Genomic DNA, 21,868 nt, shown 5'->3' with positions numbered 1-21,868 from the left:
ATATAAACTTTATATGAACATAATCAGTTACGAGGTGAAATCATGAGCAATTTGATTAACGGAAAAATACCAAATCAAGCGATTCAAACATTAAAAATCGTAAAAGATTTATTTGGAAGTTCAATAGTTGGAGTATATCTATTTGGTTCAGCAGTAAATGGTGGTTTACGCATTAACAGCGATGTAGATGTTCTAGTCGTCGTGAATCATAGTTTACCTCAATTAACTCGAAAAAAACTAACAGAAAGACTAATGACTATATCAGGAAAGATTGGAAATACGGATTCTGTTAGACCACTTGAAGTTACGGTTATAAATAGGAGTGAAGTTGTCCCTTGGCAATATCCGCCAAAAAGAGAATTTATCTACGGTGAGTGGCTCAGGGTTGAGTTTGAGAATGGACAAAATCAGGAACCAAGCTATGATCCTGATTTGGCTATTGTTTTAGCACAAGCAAGAAAGAATAGTATTTCTCTATTTGGTCCTGATGCTTCAAATATACTTGTCCCCGTGCCTTTGACAGATATTCGAAGAGCAATTAAGGATTCTTTGCCAGAGCTGATTGAGGGGATCAAAGGTGATGAGCGTAATGTAATTTTAACCCTAGCTCGAATGTGGCAAACAGTGACTATCGGTGAAATATTCTCGAAAGATGTCGCTGCAGAATGGGCTATACCTCTTTTGCCTAAAGAGCATGCAACTTTACTGGATATAGCTAGAAAAGGCTATCGGGGAGAGTGTGATGATAAGTGGGAAGGACTAAATTCAAAGGTGAAAGCACTCGTTAAGTATATGAAGAATTCTATAGAAACTTCTCTCAATTAGGCTAATTTTATTGCAATAACAGGTGCTTACTTTTAAAACAACTGATTTATTAATAAATATTGAACATTTTTTGGGAAGAATAAAGCGTCCTCTTGTGAAATTAGAGAACGCTTTATTACTTTAATCTAGTGAAACAATTTGTAACTATTGAAAATAGAAAGAAATTGTTCCTTCGATAGTTTATTAATATTAGTGACATTTGCATGCTTCAAGGCCTGTCGGAATTGGTTTTTAGTGAAAAGAACACGATATTCACGGTTTACCCACTTATAAACAAAAGATTGATACTTTTTGTAGTCCTTCTTTGAAATCAATGGTTGATGTCGTTCAAGAACAATCAATACAGAGTCTACATTCGGTTTAGGGTGGAAATGTGCTCGTGGCACTTTTTTGAGGATTTTTATGTCCATTTCCACCATCAATAGCAAACCTAAAGCTCGTTTCGTATTTTGTAATCTATTTGCAAAACCATTCTCCACAATAAGATAACTATATTTCGACTGGCTTTCAAAAGCGATTTTTTTGACAATATCAGTACTGATGTTAAAGGGAACATTACCAAATATTTTATATTCTTTGTTTTTGGGGAAGTTAAATTTGAGAATATCCGTATGGATAACGTTTATATTCTTAAAAGGCTTCACCGCTTTTTGGGTGACTTCACACAAGCCCTCATCAATTTCTATAGAATCCACGCATCGGCTTATTTTGACAAGCTCTTTGGTAAAATGACCTTTTCCTGATCCAATTTCTATTACATTATCTTGTTTATTGATATTCGTACGATACAATATCTCTTTTACATGCTTTTTAGAAGTAATAAAATTTTGTGTGTCCTTTGGGTTTTTCTGGTTCATTATAACCTTCTCCTTACTGGTTCATTATAACCTTCTCCTTACTGGTTGATAATGAACCTTATTAATGACACATATAGAAAAAATACCCATACTTTTATCTCCTTTCCATTTTTTATTATGAATGAGATAAAGTATTATCTACTACTGCGATACTGGTGCACATAATTGAAACCTCCTTATGTAACTGAATATGATTGTATCATCTTTTCATTTTAGAATAAACCTCTATATGTAATTTTGCACTTGACACTTCAGATGGACGTTTTCTTCAAAATAATATGTTTTGAAACTTAATAAGAGAAGCCACTGTCTTTACTAAAAAGTAAAGGCTGCGATAAAGGACAGTGACTTTAATAAAGTTGCACTGTTGTATTGTCTTCGGATAAAATTGTCTAAAGGGAAGTTTTATCCCCAACGAAAAAACATCTAAAGTGGTAAGTAATGAAAGAATGTCGATAAAGTAGGAATGAGGATCTTTTTGAATACAATAGAATCACAGTTTGATAAGGTTGCAGAAGAATACGATTTCGTGAATGAGCTTTTGAATGATGATTCATTCTTTGTGTCTAATATGTCTCCAAAGAAAGGCAGAGCATTAGATATCGGATGTGGCTCGGGTTTGTTAGTGGAGAAATTAGCAAGTTATTATGATGAAGTGGTAGGGATTGATATTTCTAATCAAATGCTCGATCTTGCCAAATCTAAACGTCAACTAACAAATACGGTCTATCTGAATATGAATGCAGAACAACTTAATTTTAATGAGAAGTTTGATTTTATTGTAAGCCGAACAACCTTTCATCATTTGGATGATATAACCAGCGTAATACAGCAAATGAAGGAACTGTTGAATGAGGAAGGAAGAATAGTTATTCTTGATAATGTATCTGAAGTCGAGACACCGCCTACCTATGTTTATAAATTAGGGGCAATCCAAGAGTTTTTACCGCATTGTTTCAAATTTGGAATAAAAAATGCGATTAGAATTTATAATCACAACACATCTAAATCATGGCTTGAGCATTTAGCTTCAGATAAGTACCTATCTGAACAAAATTATTACGATTTATATGGAAAGTTGTTGCCTGGATGCCAATTCCATAAAATGGGTTGGGCAATGGGGGTTGTCTGGACAAAATAACTTAAAGCTGTGGCTTTGAAAAGTTGAATTTGTGATTGTTTTCAGAGCTATCGGGTGCTTTAGTATAAATAACAATGAATAAAAATCAGCCTGTATCTTATGTTACTATTAAGTAATTTAAGATACAGGTTTTACTATTTTTGAAATAAGTACCTTCCACTTCAAATACATGTATTCAAAGTGAAAGTATTGATTTAAATGATTCTTTTGTAATTTACTCTTGATAAGATGTTACACCTTCAGAAGAAGATATTAATACTACGTTTAGATTAAGGGAATGTGGTGTGATTTTAGGAATACATTTATTAGACCATATTATTATTGGTGATAACCAGTTCACAAGTTTAGTAGAGTTAGGGTATTTTGAAGAAGAATAAACTGTTTCTAGAATTAATTTTTAATGAATAGTATAATAAGAGAAAAGATAAGCCAGGAGGTCATTTAAATGACTATATTTCTTATAATTGGTGTATTGATTCCAATTATATTTATTATGCGATTAAATGCTAAAAACCAAGCTATGAATTTGAAATTATTTTTACACACAATTGGTTATTCTGTAGTCGGAATAGTAATTACAACAACTATCGGAACAATGGTAACGAAATCACACAACTCCATTTTACTTGTCATTATTGGATCTATTATAGTTGGTGTAATTTGGGGAGTATTACTTGCATTAAGTTATATTTTCTTTAATTTTTTATCAAATACGTTTAAAAAATAACTTAAAAAAATAAGCTATGAAGATTGAACATCACAATAAAACTGTTCATTTTCATAGCTTTTATATTATTGAATATAAGCGATTAAATTATCATAATTATCCATAAGCCATACAATACCTTGATAAACAAGATACAAACATAAAATGATAATACCAGCTGATATTAAAAATCTTAATATAGATACACCTACTCTAAAGAGTAAGATAACAAGTAATACAATCAGTATGATTGATAATAAACTCATAAAGGAAACCTCCTAACAGCATGAAACTCATATTTATATCATAATAAATTTTAATAAATAAGACATCAGTCTATAGATATATCTATGATACAACCCTAGCCCTATATATTTTTACGTTGTGATTATATATAATAGTTTAAATGGAAAGGGAGGATATATAATGAGATTCATATTTAGCATAATAAAAAACATTATAGCAGTCATTGCCATTTTAATCATTATTTATATCGCATTAAAGTATGCGCCATTTTTAAGAGATCAAGAATGGAACCCTATAAGTAATCCTCCAAATCAAACAGAAAGAAATATGGATAACCCTGTTAATAATTCTAAACAACCACAACATGGTAAGCGTTATTCACTCGAAGATAATGATATTATTAAAAACGTACCGACAAGTCAAATAAAGAATGTATTTAATATGATAGATAAAAAAGAATTTATGTCAGTATCAGGTATAGGTAGAATGGGCTACAATGATGAATATTTAGCAGGCCAAAGAGGAGACGAATTTATTATATATAAATTTGGATCTGATTCTATCAGAGTTTATAATAATGAATTTGAAATGCAACAAGATTTACATGAATTAGGTCAAAATATTGAATTGAAAAATAATCAAGCTTATTAACATTAATTGTAGTGTATGTTTGAAATCATGCTCCAAATGAGTTAGCCTTTATATATAGAGTAATAAAAAGGTTGGTGTGGACAATGGTCGAAAAATCTAAAGAACAACGTGCCAACGAACAAACTAAAGCTCAAAATCTATTTGCTCGTTGGAGAAAAGAAGAAACATTATATAGTGAAGATGAGAAAAAAGAACGTAAAGAACAAGAAAAACAAGCAAAACAACAAAAAATAATGAGTAATTAATTAGAAATAATTTGCTTTTAAGCTGCTGGCTTTAATTAAGTTAGTAGCTTTTTTATTATTTTTAACTAATAATTGGCTTGAAATATTATGTATAGAAGAAAAATGAGTTACATACCGTTTTATATACAAACTAATCAATGTTAACAAACATTAAAAAGACTAAAGCTAGAGCAAAACGCATCTTGAGAGATTTATTTTATTTTTTTAATCTTACGCATTAATAAAATTACTTTTTAATGAGAGTTAGTGCTTTATTTCATTTCAGCAGTAATATAGAATAGTAAAGAAGAATAAATTTTTAAAGTATTATAAGAGGTGTTATGGGTGCTTAAATTTTTCAAAAATAACAAACTCATTGTTGTTTTATGTGCAATAATTGTTTTTATTGCATTAATTGGTTTGTCTATTCGCTCTCAATCTCAATCACCTCCCGAGCAATATGTAGGGGATTCTGTATCTTTCGGGCAACGACTGATAAGTTATCCTGTGAATTTTGTTACTGGAGCTATTGGTAATTTTTTTAATCAGGGTGAATCAAAGGAAACGAAGAATAAAATTAAACAATTAGAAGCCAAAAATCAACAATTAGAGGCTGAAAATAAGAAGTTTAAAAAAGAACTAGATATGAAAGATATATCTAAATATGATCCGATATCTACAACAGTTATTTCTAGAAATCCGGATCAATGGATGAATACGATTGTAATTGATAAAGGATCAAAAGCTGGAATTAAAAATAACATGGCAGTTATGACTTCAGAAGGACTTGTTGGTAGAACAACTAAAGTTAACCAATTTTCTTCACAAGTAGATTTAATATCAACAAATACACGTGCTGGTAAACTATCTGTGAATATTCAACATAAATCTAAAAATGTATTTGGATTAATCGATCACTATGATGCAAAAAACGAAGAGCTAGTTATTAGTGATATCAATAATAAAGATAGTATCTCTAAGGGAGATAAAGTAGTCACTAGTGGTTTAGCCGATCAACTTCCAAGCAGTTTATACATAGGAGAAGTTACAAGTGTTGAAAATGACCAATATGGTTTAGCAAAAGAAGTAAGAGTGAAAACAGGTGCAGATTTATCTGATTTAAATCATGTATATGTTGCAAAACGTGATGCTTCAACAATTCCCGATGACGAAAGCGGGGATAACTAATGCGGGGAATTTATTATTTCTTAATTGGGATTATTTTATTCTATATAGATACAGTGATAGGAATAGTAATCCCAATACATTTCGGTAAAATTGACGTGATATTTGTGCCACACTTAACTTTAATGTATTTATTAATTTTAACGATATACCGAGGTTTTGGTGTAGCTGTTATACTTGCGATATTCTTCGGCCTTATTACTGACTTGTATTTAGGAAGCATTTACGGATTGTATATGTTTGGTTACATTTTAGCAGTAGTAATTATGGATAGACTCTTTAAAATATTTTACAGAGACACAGTGATGTTGTTCATTGTAATTCTATTAAGTACTATATTTTTAGAAATTTATGTTGCCATTATTTATGGTGTAATAGGGTTTATCCAATTTAACCTATTGGAGTTCTTATTATTAAGATTACTACCAACATTCATTCTTAATTTAATATTGTTAATTATTTTGTATCCTATTATGTTAAAGTTTATGAGAAAAATTCAAAACAAGATTGACAGTAGAATATAACTAATGGTAAGATGCAGTAGTTGAGTAGTTTCAAGCTACATACAACCGCTCAAATATAGGTTTAAGTACAAATTGATTTGAAGTGAAGTGAACGCTTTACTCAAGTTAAAAGTCATTAGAAAGAAAGCGATTGACAATCGAGGCGTTGAAATAAGTGAGAGATGAGTTTATTTAGATAAATGATTCGAATCACGAATGAAACAACGAAGAGTGCGAACGCTTTACTTAATGACAATGTCACCTATATATGGCGTGACTTATAATATAGGAGGTGCAAAGTATGTTTGCTATTATTGAAACAGGTGGAAAACAAATCAAAGTAGAAGAAGGACAAGAAATTTACGTTGAAAAATTAGACGTAAACGAAGGTGATTCTTTCACATTTGATAAAGTATTATTTGTAGGTGGAGATTCAGTTAAAGTTGGTGCGCCAACTGTTGAAGGTGCTACTGTTACAGCTACTGTTAATAAAAACGGTCGCGGTAAAAAAATCACTGTATTCACTTACAAACGTCGTAAAGACTCTAAACGTAAAAAAGGCCATCGTCAACCATATACTAAATTAACTATCGATAAAATTAACGCGTAATTATGATTACTGTTGATATTACAGTTAATGATGAAGGCAAAGTAACAGATGTCGTTATGGATGGCCATGCTGATCATGGTGAATATGGTCATGACATCGTCTGTGCTGGAGCTTCAGCAGTATTATTTGGTAGTGTTAATGCTATTATGGGATTGACTACTGAAAAGCCAGATATCGATTATGACGATGATGGTGGTCATTTTCATATAAGAAGTGTTGATACAGATAACGATGAAGCACAATTAATTCTTAAAGCAATGCTTGTATCTTTACAAACAATTGAAGAAGAATATAATGAAAATATCAGATTAAATTATAAGTGAGGTGTATCCCGATGTTAAAATTAAACTTACAGTTCTTCGCATCTAAAAAAGGGGTAAGTTCTACAAAAAACGGACGTGACTCTGAATCAAAACGTTTAGGTGCTAAACGTGCTGACGGTCAATACGTTACAGGTGGTTCAATTCTTTATCGCCAACGTGGTACTAAAATTTACCCTGGTGAAAATGTAGGTCGTGGTGGCGATGATACATTATTCGCTAAAATCGACGGCGTTGTTAAATTTGAACGCAAAGGTCGCGACAAAAAACAAGTTTCTGTATATACAGTAGCTGAATAATTTTGTCTAGATAACACCAGAAGTGAAGACTTCTGGTGTTTTATTTTGTTTAAAAAGTCAATTTTTGGTAGAACTAAAATTTTTCTACAAATACACTTAATGATATAATTAAAAAGATAATGAAAACTAATTTAAGTAAAAGAGGTGAGATATATGTTTGTCGATCAGGTCAAAATATCTCTTAAAGCAGGAGATGGCGGTAATGGTATTACTGCATATAGAAGAGAAAAATACGTACCATTGGGTGGACCAGCAGGTGGAGACGGCGGCAAAGGTGCTTCAGTAATATTTGAAGTAGATGAAGGTTTAAGAACTTTATTAGACTTTAGATATCAAACACACTTTAAAGCAAAAAAAGGTGAGAATGGTCAAAGCAGTAATATGCACGGTAGAAATGCTGAAGATTTGGTTTTAAAAGTACCACCTGGCACTATTGTTAAAAGCATAGAAACTGAAGAAGTACTTGCAGACCTTGTAGAAGATGGTCAAAGAGCAATTGTAGCTAAAGGTGGTCGTGGTGGTCGTGGGAATTCGCGATTTGCTACACCTAGAAACCCAGCACCAGACTTCAGTGAAAAAGGTGAACCTGGTGAAGAAATTGATGTAACTTTAGAACTGAAGTTACTAGCAGACGTTGGTCTAGTCGGTTTCCCTAGTGTAGGAAAATCAACATTGCTATCAATTGTATCTAAAGCTAAACCTAAAATTGGCGCGTATCATTTTACAACAATTAAACCTAATTTAGGTGTTGTATCAACACCAGATAACAGAAGTTTCGTTATGGCAGATTTACCTGGTTTAATAGAAGGTGCGTCAGACGGAGTTGGATTAGGTCATCAATTTTTACGTCATGTTGAACGAACTAAAGTTATCGTTCATATGATTGATATGAGTGGTTCGGAAGGCAGAGATCCTGTTGAGGACTATCATGTGATAAACAAAGAATTAGTTGCATATAAACAACGTTTAGAAGATAGACCACAAATTATTGTTGCTAATAAAATGGATATGCCAGATGCTGAAGATAATTTAGAGTTATTTAAAGAAGAAGTAGGTACTGAACACACGATTATCCCACTTTCAGCTGTTTCTAGAAATAACATCGATCAATTACTTTATACAATTGCTGATCAATTAGATAAAGTGAAAGATATTGATTTCTCAGTTGAAGAAGATGACAATGTCGGTGTTAACAGAGTTGTATATAAACATACTCCTTCTCAAGATACATTCACTATTACTAGAGATGATGATGGTGCTTATGTTGTTAGTGGCAATGCTATTGAAAGAACATTCAAGATGACAGACTTTAATAGTGATCCAGCCGTACGTAGATTTGCTAGACAAATGCGTTCTATGGGTATTGATGATGCACTTAGAGCAAGAGGTTGTAGTAATGGAGATATTGTAAGAATTCTTGGTGGAGAATTTGAATTTATAGAATAGGAGTGCGAAAGATGGACAATAAAGAATATAAGAAATTTTATCTTATTCGCGAAGACGTTTTACCAGAATCAGTAATTAAAACGCTGAAAATTAAAGATGCTTTGAAAAATAATTCTGAGTTGTCCATCTATGATGCTGTAAAACAATACGGTTTATCAAGAAGTGCTTTCTATAAGTATAGAGAAACTATATTTCCAGTTGATGAAAAATTATTAGATCATCGAGAATTTACATTAATTTTATATGTTAATGATATTGTTGGAATGTTGGCTCAAGTATTAAATACAATTTCTCAATTAGAATTATCAGTACTTACAATTCACCAAAGTGTACCTATGGAAGATAAAGCGACGATTACTCTATCATTAAATGCGTCTTCATCTGAACTTATGATTGATGATGTAATAAAAGCATTAAGAGAAATCGAACATGTTTCCAAAGTTGAATTGATAAGCATGAGTATGTAAATAAGGAAGTGATAAAATGTACGCGTATATTAAAGGGCAGTTAACACAGTTGTTCCCAACACATGTTGTTGTTGATGTAAACGGAGTAGGTTATGAGATTCAGACACCTAATTCATACCGTTTTCAAAAATATTTAGATAATGAAGTTCAAATATATACGTCATTAATTGTTAGAGAAGACGCTCAATTACTTTATGGTTTCATTAATGAAGAAGAGAAAGATATGTTCTTAAGTTTAATTAAGGTGACTGGTATTGGTCCTAAGTCAGCATTAGCTATACTTGCTACTAGTACGCCTAATGAAGTAAAACAAGCAATTGAAAACGAAAATGATACGTATTTAACTAAGTTTCCAGGCATTGGTAAAAAAACTGCTCGACAAATCGTGTTAGATTTAAAAGGTAAAGTTCAAATCACTGAAGAAAATAGTGAAACATTATTGAACATTACTTCTAACTCTACAGATAATGAACCTATGATTAAGGAAGCAATGTTGGCTTTAGAAGCATTAGGTTACTCAAAACGTGAATTATCTAAAGTAGAAAAGGTTTTAAAACAATCTAATATCAATTCTGTTGATGAAGCAGTTAAAATCGGTCTACAAACGTTGGTTTCTTAATTACCTAATTTAACAAATGAAAGGGGGAAATGATATGGATGAAAGAATGGTCGATCAATCTGTACATAGTGAAGAATCTGACTTCGAATTATCTTTACGACCTACGAAATTAAAACAATATATTGGTCAATCTTCTATCAAAAGTAATTTAGAGGTATTTATAAAAGCAGCTAAATTAAGAGAAGAACCTTTAGATCATGTTCTATTATATGGTCCCCCAGGATTAGGTAAAACTACGTTATCTAATATTATTGCTAATGAAATGGAAGTTAATATTAGAACGGTTTCTGGACCTTCTTTAGAACGTCCAGGGGATCTGGCTGCTATTCTTTCTGGTTTACAACCAGGAGATGTACTTTTTATAGACGAAATACATCGTTTAAGTAGTGTAGTTGAAGAAGTATTGTATCCGGCCATGGAAGATTTTTTCCTAGATATTATTATAGGAAAAGGTGATGAAGCACGTAGTATACGTATCGATTTACCGCCGTTTACACTCGTAGGTGCGACTACAAGAGCAGGTAGTTTAACAGGTCCGCTAAGAGATCGATTTGGAGTACATTTAAGATTAGAATACTATAATGAAGCAGATTTGAAGGAAATCATTATAAGAACAGCTGAGGTACTAGGAACAGACATTGATAATGAAAGTGCCATTGAATTAGCTAAGCGTTCTAGAGGTACACCTCGTGTAGCAAACCGTTTATTAAAAAGAGTAAGAGATTTCCAACAAGTTAATGAAGATGATCAAATATATATTGAAACTACAAAACGCGCATTAAAATTATTACAAGTAGATGATTATGGCTTAGATTATATTGATCATAAGATGATGAACTGTATTTTAAATCAATATAAAGGTGGACCAGTGGGCTTAGATACGATTGCTGTCTCTATTGGAGAAGAACGTATTACTATAGAAGATGTATATGAACCTTTCTTAATTCAAAAAGGATTTTTAGAACGTACACCACGCGGTAGAAAAGCAACACCTTTAGCGCATGAACATTTTAGTCATAATAATGAAATGAGGGAGTAAGTTGAATATTGAAGATTTCGACTATGATTTACCTGAATCTCTAATTGCGCAAACACCTTTAAAAAATAGAGACCAAAGTAGATTATTAGTTTTAGATAGAAATACCGGTGACATGGAACATCTTCACTTCAGAGATGTAATCAATTATTTTGAACCAGGAGATACGTTAGTATTAAACGATACTAGAGTAATGCCAGCCAGACTTTTTGGTTTGAAAGAAGAAACTGGTGCCAAAGTTGAAATGCTTATGTTAACGCAAATTGAAGATAATGATTGGGAAGTTCTATTAAAACCAGCTAAGCGTATTAAAGTTGGAAATAAACTTAACTTTGGAGAAGGCAAAATTATAGCTGAGTGTATTGAAGAGTTAGAACAAGGTGGCAGAATTATGCGCTTGCATTATGATGGCATTTTACAAGAACGATTGGATGAACTTGGTGAGATGCCTTTACCACCTTATATTAAGGAACGCTTAGATGATCCAAACAGATATCAAACTGTTTATGCTAAAGAAAGCGGTTCTGCTGCAGCGCCAACTGCCGGGTTACACTTTACTGATAGTTTATTAGAAGCTATCAAAGAAAAAGGTGTGAATATAGCATTTATCACTTTGCATGTTGGACTTGGAACATTTAGACCAGTTAGTGTAGATAATATCGATGATCACGAAATGCATAGTGAATATTATCAAATGACACAGCAAACTGCAGATTTATTAAATGAGACAAAAGCAAAAGGTCATCGAATCATTTCTGTTGGAACGACTTCAACCAGAACACTAGAAACAATACGTAGAGATCACTCTGAATTTGTAGAAAAAAGTGGTTGGACAGATATCTTTATCTATCCTGGATTTGAATACAAAGCTATAGATGGTCTGATCACTAACTTCCATTTACCAAAATCAACGCTAGTCATGTTAGTATCAGCGTTTAGTAGTAGACAGTACATTTTGAATGCATACAAAAAAGCAGTAGAAATGGAATATAGATTCTTTAGTTTTGGAGATGCAATGTTAATTATATAAAAGAATGTGAGGATATATTTTATGCCTGCAGTAACATATGAACATATTAAAACTTGTAAACAATCAGGTGCAAGATTAGGTATTGTACATACGCCACATGGCTCATTTGAAACACCTATGTTTATGCCAGTTGGTACTAAAGCTACCGTTAAAACTATGAGTCCAGAAGAATTGCGTCAAATAGAGGCTCAGATTATTTTAGGAAATACCTATCATTTGTGGTTGCAACCTGGAAATGATATCATCAAACACGCTGGGGGACTCCATAAATTCATGAATTGGAATGGTCCTATTTTAACTGATTCTGGAGGATTCCAAGTTTTTAGTTTAAGTAATTTACGTAAAATTTCAGAAGAAGGCGTTGAATTTAGACATCATACAAATGGTTCTAAATTATTTTTAAGTCCTGAAAAATCAATGCAAATTCAAAATGATTTAGGTTCAGACATCATGATGGCGTTTGATGAATGTCCACCTATGCCTTCTGAATATGAATATGTAAAAAATTCTATTGAAAGAACTACACGTTGGGCAGAAAGATGTTTAAAAGCACATGCTCGTCCTGAAGAACAATCACTTTTTGGAATTATCCAAGGTGGTGAATATAAGGATTTACGTGAACAAAGCGCTAAAGAGCTTGTCGAATTAGATTTTCCTGGATATGCAATTGGTGGCCTTTCAGTAGGAGAACCTAAGCCAGTTATGTACGAGATGGTTGAACATACAGAACAATTCATGCCTAAAGATAAACCTAGATATTTAATGGGTGTGGGATCACCAGACGCATTGATTGAATGTAGTATTCGTGGAATGGATATGTTTGACTGCGTACTACCAACTCGTATAGCTAGAAATGGTACATGTATGACTTCAAATGGACGTTTAGTTATTAAGAATGCTAAATTTGCAGATGATTTAAGACCATTAGATGAAAATTGTGATTGTTATACATGTAAAAATTATTCTAGAGCATATATAAGACACTTAATCAAAGCAGAAGAAACTTTTGGTATACGTCTTACTACTATTCATAATTTACATTTTCTGCTAAAATTAATGGAAGATATTAGACAAGCCATTCGAGAAGATAGACTTTTAGATTTTAAAGCAGAATTCTTCGAACAGTATGGATTAAATGTAGATAACCCTAAAAACTTTTAAAGAGGAGAATGTAACATGCAATTTACATCATTGATATTACCGATCTTATTATTGGCTCTAATGTATTTCTTCTTAATTAGACCACAACAAAAACGTGCTAAAGAGCATCGTGAAATGATCAGTCGTGTTGAAGCTGGCCAAAGAATTACTACAATCGGTGGAATTAAAGGTACAGTTAAAGCAGTTGACGAAACAACAGTAGTCGTAACAGTAAATGGACACGGTACTGAAATGACTTTTGAAAAACCAGCTATTAAACAAGTTGATCCTTCATAAAGTAAAATAAAAAATGTTAGTTTAATTGTTATTAATTATAAATACTGGTGCTATCAATTTAGGTAGTATCAGTATTTTTATTTTTATCCAAAATTATATATATTTTAATTCATTAAGCGAATTTTATAGTGAACTAAATAGCTTACTTTCTTTAAGTTTACAAATCAATTCCTAATAAGAAAGTATCCAATAATTTCGCTCTAAAGTGTAGTATGTTAATATGAATAGGTCGTAAAAAGTTAATCTTTTGATTCCGACTTGCAAATATTAGGATTTTTCGAGTATTCTAGTATCAAAAGTACATAATGAGGTGTTCATGTGAAGAAAAGTAGTAGACTGATTGCATTCTTACTACTGGTAGTCCTTCTGTTCGCAGGTATGGGTCTTACATACAAGAATGTAATTAAGAATGTTAACTTAGGCCTTGATTTACAAGGTGGCTTCGAGGTACTTTATCAAGTTGATCCATTACATAAGGGTGATAAAATTGATAAAAATGCGTTGCAATCAACAGCGCAAACCCTAGAAAACCGTGTTAACGTATTAGGTGTTTCTGAACCTAAAATCCAAGTTGAAGATCCTAATAGGATAAGAGTACAACTTGCAGGGGTTAAAGATCAGAAAGAAGCAAGAAAGATTTTATCATCTCAAGCTAATTTAACGATTCGTGATGCAGATGATAAAGTTAAATTAAGCGGTGCAGATATTAAACAAGGGTCTGCTAAGCAAGAATTTAAACAAAATACAAATGACCCAACAGTTACTTTTAAAGTCAAAGATAAAAACAAATTTAAGAAAGTAACTGAAGAAATATCTAAAAAGCAAAATAATGTGATGGTTGTTTGGTTAGACTTCAAAAAAGGCGATAGCTATAAAAAAGAAGCTAACAAAAAAGATCCTAAATTCGTATCAGCTGCAAATGTTGATCAACCAATTAATTCCGACAGTGTAGAAATTTCTGGTGGATTCCATGGTCAAGAAGGCGTTAAAAAAGCTAAGCAAATTTCAGAGCTATTAAATGCCGGTTCTTTACCAGTTGATCTTAAAGAAATTTATTCTAACTCAGTAGGTGCGGAATTTGGTCAAGACGCTTTAGATAAAACAATCTTTGCTTCAGTAGTTGGGGTAGCACTAATTTACCTATTTATGTTAGGTTTCTATAGATTACCAGGTTTAGTGGCAATTATTGCATTAACAACATATATTTATCTAACTCTAGTAGCATTTAACTTTATATCAGGTGTCCTTACATTACCTGGTCTAGCAGCGTTAGTATTAGGTGTCGGAATGGCAGTAGATGCTAATATCATCATGTACGAGCGGATTAAAGATGAGTTGAGAATAGGTAGGACGCTTAAACAAGCATATTCCAAAGCAAATAAAAGTTCATTCTTAACTATCTTCGATTCAAACTTAACAACTGTAATTGCCGCAGCAGTATTATTCTTCTTCGGTGAAAGCTCAGTTAAAGGTTTCGCGACAATGCTGTTACTTGGTATATTGATGATCTTCGTAACTGCAGTATTCTTATCTAGATTACTATTATCATTACTTGTTTATTCAAATCTATTTAAGAAAAAATTCTGGTTATTCGGTGTTAAGAAACAAGATAGACATGATATTAGTGAAGGTAAAGATGTGCATGATTTAAAAACTTCATTTGAAAAATGGAATTTTGTTAAATTAGCTAAACCACTCATTAGTTTAAGTATTTTAATCGTTGTTGTAGGTTTGGTTATTCTGTACATTTTCAAATTGAACTTAGGAATTGATTTCTCTGCAGGTACACGTGTTGATTTACAATCAAAAGAACCATTAACGCAATCCAAAGTTGAAAAAGTAGTGAAAGATGTCGGACTAGAAGCAGATCAAATTCAAATTAATGGATCTGGTAGTAAAAATGCGACAATTCAGTTCAAACAAGATTTATCTCAAGCCAAAGATAATCAATTAAGTGACAAAATGAAATCCGAATTTGGTGATACTCCACAAATTAATACAGTTTCACCACTTATTGGACAAGAATTAGCCAAAAATGCAATGCTTGCATTAGTTTATGCTGCATTAGGTATTATTATCTATGTGTCACTGCGATTTGAATGGAGAATGGGATTATCTTCTGTTTTAGCATTATTACATGACGTATTTATCATAGTTGCTGTATTTAGTTTATTACGTTTAGAAGTTGACTTAACGTTTATCGCAGCAATTTTAACGATAGTTGGTTATTCAATTAACGATACAATTGTTACGTTTGACCGTGTACGTGAAAACCTTCATAAAATTAAGGTCATCACTACATCAGAACAAATCGATGATATTGTTAATAGATCAATTAGACAAACAATGACACGTTCAATTAATACCGTATTAACAGTAGTCGTTGTTGTTGTGGCAATCCTTTTATTAGGAGCACCAACAATATTTAATTTCTCATTAGCATTATTAATTGGATTAATTTCAGGTGTATTCTCATCTGTATTCATTGCTGTTCCTCTATGGGGAATTATGAAAAAACGTCAATTGAAAAAATCATCTAATCATAAACTAGTTGTTTATAAAGAGAAAAAATCAAATGATGAAAAAATAGTAGTATAATTAACTAAAGGTTGAGCATAAATGTTGGATATAATCTGCAATAGATTTTCCCAACAAAGGCTCAACCTTTTTATTTTCTTCAATTTTAGATATAATGACATTTGGAAATGAGGAAGGTTACTTATGATTAAATCTAAATATAATTGGAATTTAAATAACCCAACTGAATATATAACTGATGATATTGTTAAACGATTAAAACTATCACCTATTATTAAGAAAATTTTAGAAAGTAAACATATTGTTGACGAAGAAGGCATTCAACAAACACTAAATGGTGTGGAAATAGATCATGAAACCTCTCTTTTAAGTGATATCGACAAAACAGTTGAACGAATTAATCAAGCCATCGATAAAAATGAACGCATTCTTGTGTATGGAGATTATGATGCTGATGGCGTTACTTCTACAACAATATTAGTACATACACTTCAAAAGTTAGGAGCTCAAGTAGGATGGTATATTCCAAACCGTTTTACAGAAGGATATGGACCTAATGAAATGGCCTTCCAAAATGCCTATGATGAAGGCGTATCACTAATTATTACAGTGGATAATGGTATACAAGGTCATAATGAAATTAAAATGGTACAAGATTTAGGTGTAGATGTGATTGTGACCGATCATCATGAAATAGGTCGTACCTTACCTGAAGCATATGCTATCGTACACCCAATGCATCCAGAATTTGATTATCCATTTAAATATTTATGTGGTGCAGGAGTAGCATACAAACTAGCACAAACATTGTTAGATAATGTACCAAATTATTTTAAAGCGTACGCTGCGATTGGAACAATTGCGGATTTAGTATCTTTAACAGATGAGAATCGTTCGATTGTTCAAAATGGGTTGCGAGTAATGAATGAAAGTTGTCCTATAGCAATAAAAGCGTTATTGAATCAAGCAAGTTTCAATGATGAAATTTCAGAAGAAACAATAGGATTTATTATTGGTCCAAGATTAAACGCAGTAGGAAGATTGGAAGATGCATCTTTAGCTGCTGAGCTATTGATGTCAGATAGTCCAGAAGAAGCGGAATTCTTGGCAGAACAAGTAGAGCATTTTAATCAAGAACGTAAAGATATTGTCGCTTCTATAACAGAAGAAGCACTTGCAATGGCAGAAGACTATGTTAAGCAAGGTCACCAATTTCTATTGTTAGCTAAAGAAGATTGGCACGAAGGTGTATTAGGTATCGTTGCTTCTAAAATTGTAGAAACATATAGTTTGCCAACGTTAATATTAAATATTGATTATGAACAGAATCATGCTAAAGGGTCAGCAAGATCAATTGAACAAGTATCAATGTTCGAAATATTAAGTGCGCACCAAGATTTAATTAGCAAGTTTGGTGGCCATCATATGGCTGCAGGAATGACGATGGACATTGATAATATAGATGAGTTACGCACTGGCTTAAATGATTGGATGGCGCGTTTAAGTGAAACAACATCGCTAGAGCCAAGTAAGAATGTTGATGTATTACTAGATGAATCTGATATTACAATTAAAAATATTAGAGATATTCAAAAATTAAGACCTTTTGGTACGGATTTCACTTCTCCGTTATTTGAAATAAGAGATATTGCTATTAAATCTCTTAAAGCAATAGGAAAAGAACAGAATCATTTAAAAATGACATTAGGTGAATCAAATTTAGTTTCATTGTTTTGGCAAAATGGTGCATATGCATCTCAATTAGAAATTGATCAACCTGTAAATTTAATTGGTAATCTTCAAATTAATGAGTGGAACGGTAATCAAACACCTCAATTTATGGTTCAAGATATTGCTATGGATACATTGCAAATATTGGACTACCGAAGTAAAAGTAAAAATACAGATTTCTTAAATAATGATGAAACTACTGCTTTTATGATTCAATCTAAAGCACAAAAATTAAATGAAAATGAATTTTATTATGGTGAAACTGTACCTGATCATTTTGAGAAAATGGTATTAAGAGATTTACCCATGACGCTTGATGAGCTAAAACTTACTTTACAACAAACGCAAATCTCTCAAGTTTATATCGTATTCCAACATAAAGCTTCAATTTATTTTGAAGGTATGCCTAGCAAAGAATTATTTAAAAAATGTTATAAAGCTTTAATTAATAAAAAAGAAATGAATTTAGCAAATGAAGGTATGATGTTATGCGAATTTCTCAATATTAAAGCAAATATACTAAAATTTATGTTAAAAGTATTTTTAGAATTAGGATTTATTAACGAAGATGATGGTATAATAACGATTGCGACTCAACCTAGTAAACAGGACATAGAATCAAGTCAGATGTATCAAAGTAGGTTGTCTAGAATAGAAGTTGAAAAATTATTATTATACGATGATTTTACGCATTTAAATCAATGGATAAAATCACATTTGGGAGATAATTATTAGGAGGAAATTTTAAAATGGATTTAAAACAATATGTATCTGAAGTTCCAGATTGGCCGAAACCGGGAGTTAGTTTTAAAGATATTACAACAATTATGGATAATGGTAAAGCTTATGGTTATGCCACAGACCAAATTGTAGAGTATGCAAGAGAAAAAGACGTGGACGTAGTAGTTGGACCAGAGGCTCGCGGATTTATTATTGGTTGTCCTGTAGCATATTCTATGGGTATTGGATTTGCACCAGTTCGTAAAGAAGGAAAGTTACCTCGCGAAGTTATCAAATATGAGTATAACTTAGAATATGGAACAAATGTCTTAACAATGCATAAAGATGCTATTAGACCAGGACAAAGAGTATTAATCACTGACGATTTATTAGCCACTGGTGGTACTATCGAAGCTGCTATTAAACTTGTTGAAAAATTAGGCGGCATCGTAGTTGGCATTGCATTCATTATAGAATTAAAATATTTAAACGGTATTGAAAAAATTAAAGATTATGATGTAATGAGTTTAATTTCTTACGATGAATAGTATTAATTTAAAACTTGTAAACTAAAGAATATAAGCTAGTTCTCACACTTATTAACATATTATCGTTAATAATATGATATATGAGAACTAGTTTTTTGCATTTATGGAATTAATAGATCAGTCAAATGTGTTTATATAAAAAGTGAAGATAAAATTAATGTAGGATTGCTTTACAATATAATTGAGATTCATTTATTTATTCAAAAAATTGTAGTATCATATAGCTAATATTATATTTTAATTCATGATAGATAGCTTATCAGTACCTATAAATTTTGATAAAATAAAAGCAATTCAAAATTGTTGAGTCACATGGCTATTTTGTTTTCTTTTTAAATTTGAGCCATTAGTTACATTTAATGATTATTTATTATATAAAGTCATTTAAATGTTTTTTAGATAAGCCTTCACTAAATGAGTTAGTTAAATTTAATTTGCATAAATTCTTATCATCATTTTTAATTTTAGGGCATAATACATAACAATCGATAATAAAGTTCAGAGATAGAAATATAATCAATAAGTGGGGTGTCTATATTGAATAACGAGTATCCTTATAGTGCTGACGAAGTGCTTTACAAGGCAAAGTCCTATTTAAGTGAAAGTGAATATCAATATGTTTTAAAAAGTTATCATATTGCTTATGAAGCACATCAAGGGCAATTCAGAAAAAATGGCCTGCCATATATCATGCATCCTATACAAGTAGCGGGAATTCTTACTGAAATGAGATTAGACGGACCCACGATAGTTGCAGGTTTCTTACATGATGTCATTGAAGATACGCCGTATACATTTGATGACGTCAAAAATATGTTTAATGAAGAAGTTGCAAGAATTGTAGACGGTGTTACAAAATTAAAAAAAGTAAAATATCGTTCTAAGGAAGAACAACAAGCAGAAAATCACCGTAAATTGTTTATAGCCATTGCCAAAGATGTGCGTGTTATTCTAGTTAAATTAGCAGATAGATTACATAATATGAGAACGCTTAAAGCAATGCCTAGAGAAAAACAAATTAGAATTTCTAAAGAAACCCTAGAAATTTATGCCCCATTAGCTCATAGACTAGGTATTAATACAATTAAATGGGAATTAGAAGATACTGCCTTAAGATACATTGATAGCGTGCAATATTTCCGCATCGTTAATTTAATGAAGAAAAAACGTAGTGAACGTGAAGCATATATTGAAAATGCTATTGGTCAAATTCAAGGTGAAATGGATAAAATGAGTATTGTTGGTGAAATCAACGGTCGACCAAAGCATATATATAGTATTTATAGAAAAATGATGAAACAGAAAAAGCAATTCGATCAAATATTTGATTTACTTGCTGTACGAATCATTGTTAATACTATTAATGATTGTTATGCAATTTTAGGTCTTGTACATACGTTATGGAAACCTATGCCAGGACGTTTTAAAGATTATATAGCAATGCCTAAACAAAATATGTACCAATCATTACATACAACTGTAGTTGGTCCTAATGGCGATCCGCTAGAAATACAAATTCGTACTTACGAAATGCATGAAATTGCTGAACATGGTGTAGCAGCACATTGGGCATACAAAGAAGGTAAAACTGTAAATGAGAAAACACAGGATTTTCAAAATAAATTAAATTGGTTAAAAGACTTAGCTGAAACAGACCATACGTCATCTGACGCACAAGAATTTATGGAATCTTTAAAATACGATTTACAAAGTGATAAAGTCTATGCATTTACACCTGCAAGTGATGTTATAGAATTGCCATATGGTGCGGTACCAATTGATTTTGCATATGCGATTCATAGTGAAGTAGGAAATAAAATGATTGGTGCTAAAGTAAATGGAAAAATCGTACCAATTGATTATATTCTTCAAACTGGTGATATCATTGAAATTAGAACCAGTAAACATTCTTATGGACCAAGTAGAGACTGGCTAAAAATTGTTAAATCATCAAGCGCTAAGAGTAAAATTAAAAGTTTCTTTAAAAAGCAAGACCGTTCTTCAAATATTGAAAAGGGCAAATTCATGGTTGAAGCGGAAATTAAAGAACAAGGATTTAGAGTTGATGATATTCTTACTGAAAAAAATATAGAAGTAGTAAATGAAAAATATCATTTTGCAAATGAAGATGACTTGTATGCTGCAGTTGGTTTTGGTGGTGTAACTGCAGTTCAAATTGTTAATAAATTGACTGAACGTCAAAGAATATTAGATAAACAAAAAGCACTAAACGAAGCACAAGAGGTAACTAAATCTGTACCAATAAAAGAAGATATTATCACTGATAGTGGTGTTTATGTTGAAGGACTAGAAAATGTTCTAATTAAACTATCAAAATGTTGTAATCCTATACCAGGTGATGATATTGTAGGTTATATCACCAAAGGTCACGGTATTAAAGTGCATAGAACAGATTGTCCTAATATAAAAAATGAAACAGAAAGATTAATTTCGGTTGAATGGGTTAAATCAAAAGATTCGACCCAACGTTATCAAGTTGATCTTGAAGTTACTGCATATGATCGTAATGGTCTATTAAATGAAGTGTTACAAGCAGTCAATTCAACTGCAGGTAGTTTAATAAAGGTTTCTGGCCGTTCCGATATTGATAAAAATGCAGTTATTAATATTAGTGTCATGGTTAAAAATGTAAATGATGTTTACCGTGTAGTTGAAAAGATTAAACAGTTAGGTGATGTATATACTGTTACAAGAGTATGGAACTAGAA

At 31.7% G+C, this 21,868-nt stretch carries 24 protein-coding genes, 1 pseudogene and 1 other annotated feature; of the genes and pseudogenes, 22 read left to right on the top strand and 3 right to left on the bottom strand.

Going from position 1 to position 21,868, the window contains the following annotated elements:
- The first annotated feature begins 42 nt into the window (after window positions 1-42).
- Entirely contained in the window at window positions 43-825 is a 783-nt protein-coding gene (gene ant(9) / locus HMPREF3125_RS11455; protein WP_070453929.1) for an aminoglycoside nucleotidyltransferase ANT(9), read from the top strand.
- Window positions 826-950: 125 nt separating this feature from the next.
- Here ant(9) and erm(A) read toward each other — a convergent pair whose 3' ends face one another.
- Together erm(A) and HMPREF3125_RS13245 are read right to left on the bottom strand one after the other, a co-directional pair.
- Window positions 951-1,682, bottom strand: coding sequence for a 23S rRNA (adenine(2058)-N(6))-methyltransferase Erm(A) (erm(A), locus tag HMPREF3125_RS11450; protein WP_070453928.1), 732 nt, complete (start codon window positions 1,680-1,682; stop codon window positions 951-953).
- Window positions 1,683-1,706: 24 nt separating this feature from the next.
- A complete protein-coding gene (locus HMPREF3125_RS13245; protein ID WP_176745297.1) occupies window positions 1,707-1,772 on the bottom strand; it encodes an erythromycin resistance leader peptide in 66 nt (21 codons plus the stop codon).
- 388 nt (window positions 1,773-2,160) lie between these two features.
- Here HMPREF3125_RS13245 and HMPREF3125_RS11445 point away from each other — a divergent pair, with 388 nt between their 5' ends.
- From HMPREF3125_RS11445 to HMPREF3125_RS11440, 3 genes and pseudogenes are all read left to right on the top strand, one after another.
- A complete protein-coding gene (locus tag HMPREF3125_RS11445) occupies window positions 2,161-2,823 on the top strand; it encodes a class I SAM-dependent methyltransferase (protein ID WP_070453926.1) in 663 nt (220 codons plus the stop codon).
- Window positions 2,824-3,050: 227 nt separating this feature from the next.
- A pseudogene (locus HMPREF3125_RS12580) lies at window positions 3,051-3,200 on the top strand (JAB domain-containing protein); the annotation flags it as partial.
- Between the two features lie 68 nt (window positions 3,201-3,268).
- Window positions 3,269-3,550 (top strand): hypothetical protein, encoded by a 282-nt coding sequence (locus HMPREF3125_RS11440; protein WP_070453924.1) that lies wholly within the window; start codon window positions 3,269-3,271, stop codon window positions 3,548-3,550.
- A gap of 65 nt (window positions 3,551-3,615) precedes the next feature.
- Here HMPREF3125_RS11440 and HMPREF3125_RS11435 read toward each other — a convergent pair whose 3' ends face one another.
- A complete protein-coding gene (locus tag HMPREF3125_RS11435) occupies window positions 3,616-3,795 on the bottom strand; it encodes a hypothetical protein (protein WP_029055694.1) in 180 nt (59 codons plus the stop codon).
- 160 nt (window positions 3,796-3,955) lie between these two features.
- On the opposite strand from HMPREF3125_RS11435, the gene HMPREF3125_RS11430 reads away from it, so the two are divergent.
- The 18 genes from HMPREF3125_RS11430 to HMPREF3125_RS11350 all read left to right on the top strand — a co-directional run bounded on the left by HMPREF3125_RS11430 (window position 3,956) and on the right by HMPREF3125_RS11350 (window position 21,866).
- Window positions 3,956-4,426 carry a DUF4930 family protein gene (locus HMPREF3125_RS11430; protein WP_017637049.1) on the top strand — a complete coding sequence of 157 codons (471 nt, stop codon included), beginning with the start codon at window positions 3,956-3,958 and terminating at the stop codon, window positions 4,424-4,426.
- Between the two features lie 83 nt (window positions 4,427-4,509).
- Window positions 4,510-4,671: a hypothetical protein gene (locus tag HMPREF3125_RS12870; protein ID WP_176745295.1), complete on the top strand. Its 162-nt coding sequence runs from the start codon at window positions 4,510-4,512 to the stop codon at window positions 4,669-4,671.
- A 324-nt stretch (window positions 4,672-4,995) separates the two neighbouring features.
- Window positions 4,996-5,838, top strand: coding sequence for a rod shape-determining protein MreC (gene mreC / locus HMPREF3125_RS11425; protein ID WP_029055695.1), 843 nt, complete (start codon window positions 4,996-4,998; stop codon window positions 5,836-5,838).
- The gene (gene mreD, locus HMPREF3125_RS11420) at window positions 5,838-6,359 is read left to right on the top strand and encodes a rod shape-determining protein MreD (RefSeq protein ID WP_017637052.1); all 522 of its coding nucleotides are present in this window, start codon (window positions 5,838-5,840) and stop codon (window positions 6,357-6,359) included. Before mreC ends, mreD begins: the two co-directional genes overlap by 1 nt.
- Window positions 6,360-6,392: 33 nt before the next feature.
- Window positions 6,393-6,627 (top strand) — a sequence feature (ribosomal protein L21 leader region).
- A 12-nt stretch (window positions 6,628-6,639) separates the two neighbouring features.
- Window positions 6,640-6,948 carry a 50S ribosomal protein L21 gene (gene rplU / locus HMPREF3125_RS11415; protein ID WP_002451794.1) on the top strand — a complete coding sequence of 103 codons (309 nt, stop codon included), beginning with the start codon at window positions 6,640-6,642 and terminating at the stop codon, window positions 6,946-6,948.
- 2 nt (window positions 6,949-6,950) lie between these two features.
- A complete protein-coding gene (locus HMPREF3125_RS11410) occupies window positions 6,951-7,271 on the top strand; it encodes a ribosomal-processing cysteine protease Prp (protein ID WP_029055696.1) in 321 nt (106 codons plus the stop codon).
- 11 nt (window positions 7,272-7,282) lie between these two features.
- Complete coding sequence (rpmA, locus tag HMPREF3125_RS11405) at window positions 7,283-7,567, top strand: 50S ribosomal protein L27 (RefSeq protein WP_017637055.1); 285 nt, start codon at window positions 7,283-7,285, stop codon at window positions 7,565-7,567.
- Window positions 7,568-7,720: 153 nt separating this feature from the next.
- A complete protein-coding gene (gene obgE, locus HMPREF3125_RS11400) occupies window positions 7,721-9,013 on the top strand; it encodes a GTPase ObgE (RefSeq protein ID WP_070453922.1) in 1,293 nt (430 codons plus the stop codon).
- An 11-nt stretch (window positions 9,014-9,024) separates the two neighbouring features.
- Complete coding sequence (locus HMPREF3125_RS11395) at window positions 9,025-9,480, top strand: ACT domain-containing protein (protein ID WP_017637057.1); 456 nt, start codon at window positions 9,025-9,027, stop codon at window positions 9,478-9,480.
- Window positions 9,481-9,496: 16 nt separating this feature from the next.
- Entirely contained in the window at window positions 9,497-10,099 is a 603-nt protein-coding gene (gene ruvA / locus HMPREF3125_RS11390) for a Holliday junction branch migration protein RuvA (protein WP_017637058.1), read from the top strand.
- A gap of 34 nt (window positions 10,100-10,133) precedes the next feature.
- Complete coding sequence (ruvB, locus tag HMPREF3125_RS11385) at window positions 10,134-11,138, top strand: Holliday junction branch migration DNA helicase RuvB (protein ID WP_017637059.1); 1,005 nt, start codon at window positions 10,134-10,136, stop codon at window positions 11,136-11,138.
- Between the two features lies 1 nt (window position 11,139).
- Window positions 11,140-12,165 (top strand): tRNA preQ1(34) S-adenosylmethionine ribosyltransferase-isomerase QueA, encoded by a 1,026-nt coding sequence (gene queA / locus HMPREF3125_RS11380; protein ID WP_017637060.1) that lies wholly within the window; start codon window positions 11,140-11,142, stop codon window positions 12,163-12,165.
- Between the two features lie 21 nt (window positions 12,166-12,186).
- On the top strand, window positions 12,187-13,326 hold the full coding sequence (gene tgt, locus HMPREF3125_RS11375; protein ID WP_017637061.1) for a tRNA guanosine(34) transglycosylase Tgt: 1,140 nt from the start codon (window positions 12,187-12,189) through the stop codon (window positions 13,324-13,326).
- A 15-nt stretch (window positions 13,327-13,341) separates the two neighbouring features.
- Complete coding sequence (gene yajC, locus HMPREF3125_RS11370; protein WP_017637062.1) at window positions 13,342-13,602, top strand: preprotein translocase subunit YajC; 261 nt, start codon at window positions 13,342-13,344, stop codon at window positions 13,600-13,602.
- 318 nt (window positions 13,603-13,920) lie between these two features.
- Window positions 13,921-16,200: a protein translocase subunit SecDF gene (gene secDF / locus HMPREF3125_RS11365; protein ID WP_070453921.1), complete on the top strand. Its 2,280-nt coding sequence runs from the start codon at window positions 13,921-13,923 to the stop codon at window positions 16,198-16,200.
- A 123-nt stretch (window positions 16,201-16,323) separates the two neighbouring features.
- The gene (gene recJ, locus HMPREF3125_RS11360; RefSeq protein ID WP_070453919.1) at window positions 16,324-18,606 is read left to right on the top strand and encodes a single-stranded-DNA-specific exonuclease RecJ; all 2,283 of its coding nucleotides are present in this window, start codon (window positions 16,324-16,326) and stop codon (window positions 18,604-18,606) included.
- Window positions 18,607-18,620: 14 nt separating this feature from the next.
- Window positions 18,621-19,139, top strand: a complete 519-nt coding sequence (locus HMPREF3125_RS11355; RefSeq protein ID WP_029055702.1) for an adenine phosphoribosyltransferase — start codon at window positions 18,621-18,623, stop codon at window positions 19,137-19,139.
- A 537-nt stretch (window positions 19,140-19,676) separates the two neighbouring features.
- The gene (locus HMPREF3125_RS11350) at window positions 19,677-21,866 is read left to right on the top strand and encodes a RelA/SpoT family protein (RefSeq protein WP_017637066.1); all 2,190 of its coding nucleotides are present in this window, start codon (window positions 19,677-19,679) and stop codon (window positions 21,864-21,866) included.
- Window positions 21,867-21,868 lie beyond the last annotated feature (2 nt).

Origin of the sequence: Staphylococcus sp. HMSC13A10 (assembly GCF_001808005.1) — a bacterium.
In the GTDB taxonomy this organism is placed as follows: domain Bacteria; phylum Bacillota; class Bacilli; order Staphylococcales; family Staphylococcaceae; genus Staphylococcus; species Staphylococcus pasteuri.
The sequence above is the reverse complement of the archived record's forward strand: the minus strand, read 5'-3'. Positions and strand labels throughout refer to the sequence as shown.

Excerpts from the sequence above, each read along its gene's own strand:
- yajC (WP_017637062.1), top strand. The coding sequence starts at position 13,342 with ATGCAATTTACATCATTGATATTACCGATCTTATTATTGGCTCTAATG.
- ruvB (WP_017637059.1), top strand. The coding sequence starts at position 10,134 with ATGGATGAAAGAATGGTCGATCAATCTGTACATAGTGAAGAATCTGAC.
- HMPREF3125_RS12870 (WP_176745295.1), top strand. The coding sequence starts at position 4,510 with ATGGTCGAAAAATCTAAAGAACAACGTGCCAACGAACAAACTAAAGCT.
- mreD (WP_017637052.1), top strand. The coding sequence starts at position 5,838 with ATGCGGGGAATTTATTATTTCTTAATTGGGATTATTTTATTCTATATA.
- tgt (WP_017637061.1), top strand. The coding sequence starts at position 12,187 with ATGCCTGCAGTAACATATGAACATATTAAAACTTGTAAACAATCAGGT.
- obgE (WP_070453922.1), top strand. The coding sequence starts at position 7,721 with ATGTTTGTCGATCAGGTCAAAATATCTCTTAAAGCAGGAGATGGCGGT.
- HMPREF3125_RS11430 (WP_017637049.1), top strand. The coding sequence starts at position 3,956 with ATGAGATTCATATTTAGCATAATAAAAAACATTATAGCAGTCATTGCC.
- HMPREF3125_RS11355 (WP_029055702.1), top strand. The coding sequence starts at position 18,621 with ATGGATTTAAAACAATATGTATCTGAAGTTCCAGATTGGCCGAAACCG.
- HMPREF3125_RS11440 (WP_070453924.1), top strand. The coding sequence starts at position 3,269 with ATGACTATATTTCTTATAATTGGTGTATTGATTCCAATTATATTTATT.
- recJ (WP_070453919.1), top strand. The coding sequence starts at position 16,324 with ATGATTAAATCTAAATATAATTGGAATTTAAATAACCCAACTGAATAT.
- rplU (WP_002451794.1), top strand. The coding sequence starts at position 6,640 with ATGTTTGCTATTATTGAAACAGGTGGAAAACAAATCAAAGTAGAAGAA.
- HMPREF3125_RS11435 (WP_029055694.1), bottom strand. The coding sequence starts at position 3,795 with ATGAGTTTATTATCAATCATACTGATTGTATTACTTGTTATCTTACTC.
- HMPREF3125_RS11410 (WP_029055696.1), top strand. The coding sequence starts at position 6,951 with ATGATTACTGTTGATATTACAGTTAATGATGAAGGCAAAGTAACAGAT.
- HMPREF3125_RS11395 (WP_017637057.1), top strand. The coding sequence starts at position 9,025 with ATGGACAATAAAGAATATAAGAAATTTTATCTTATTCGCGAAGACGTT.
- ruvA (WP_017637058.1), top strand. The coding sequence starts at position 9,497 with ATGTACGCGTATATTAAAGGGCAGTTAACACAGTTGTTCCCAACACAT.
- rpmA (WP_017637055.1), top strand. The coding sequence starts at position 7,283 with ATGTTAAAATTAAACTTACAGTTCTTCGCATCTAAAAAAGGGGTAAGT.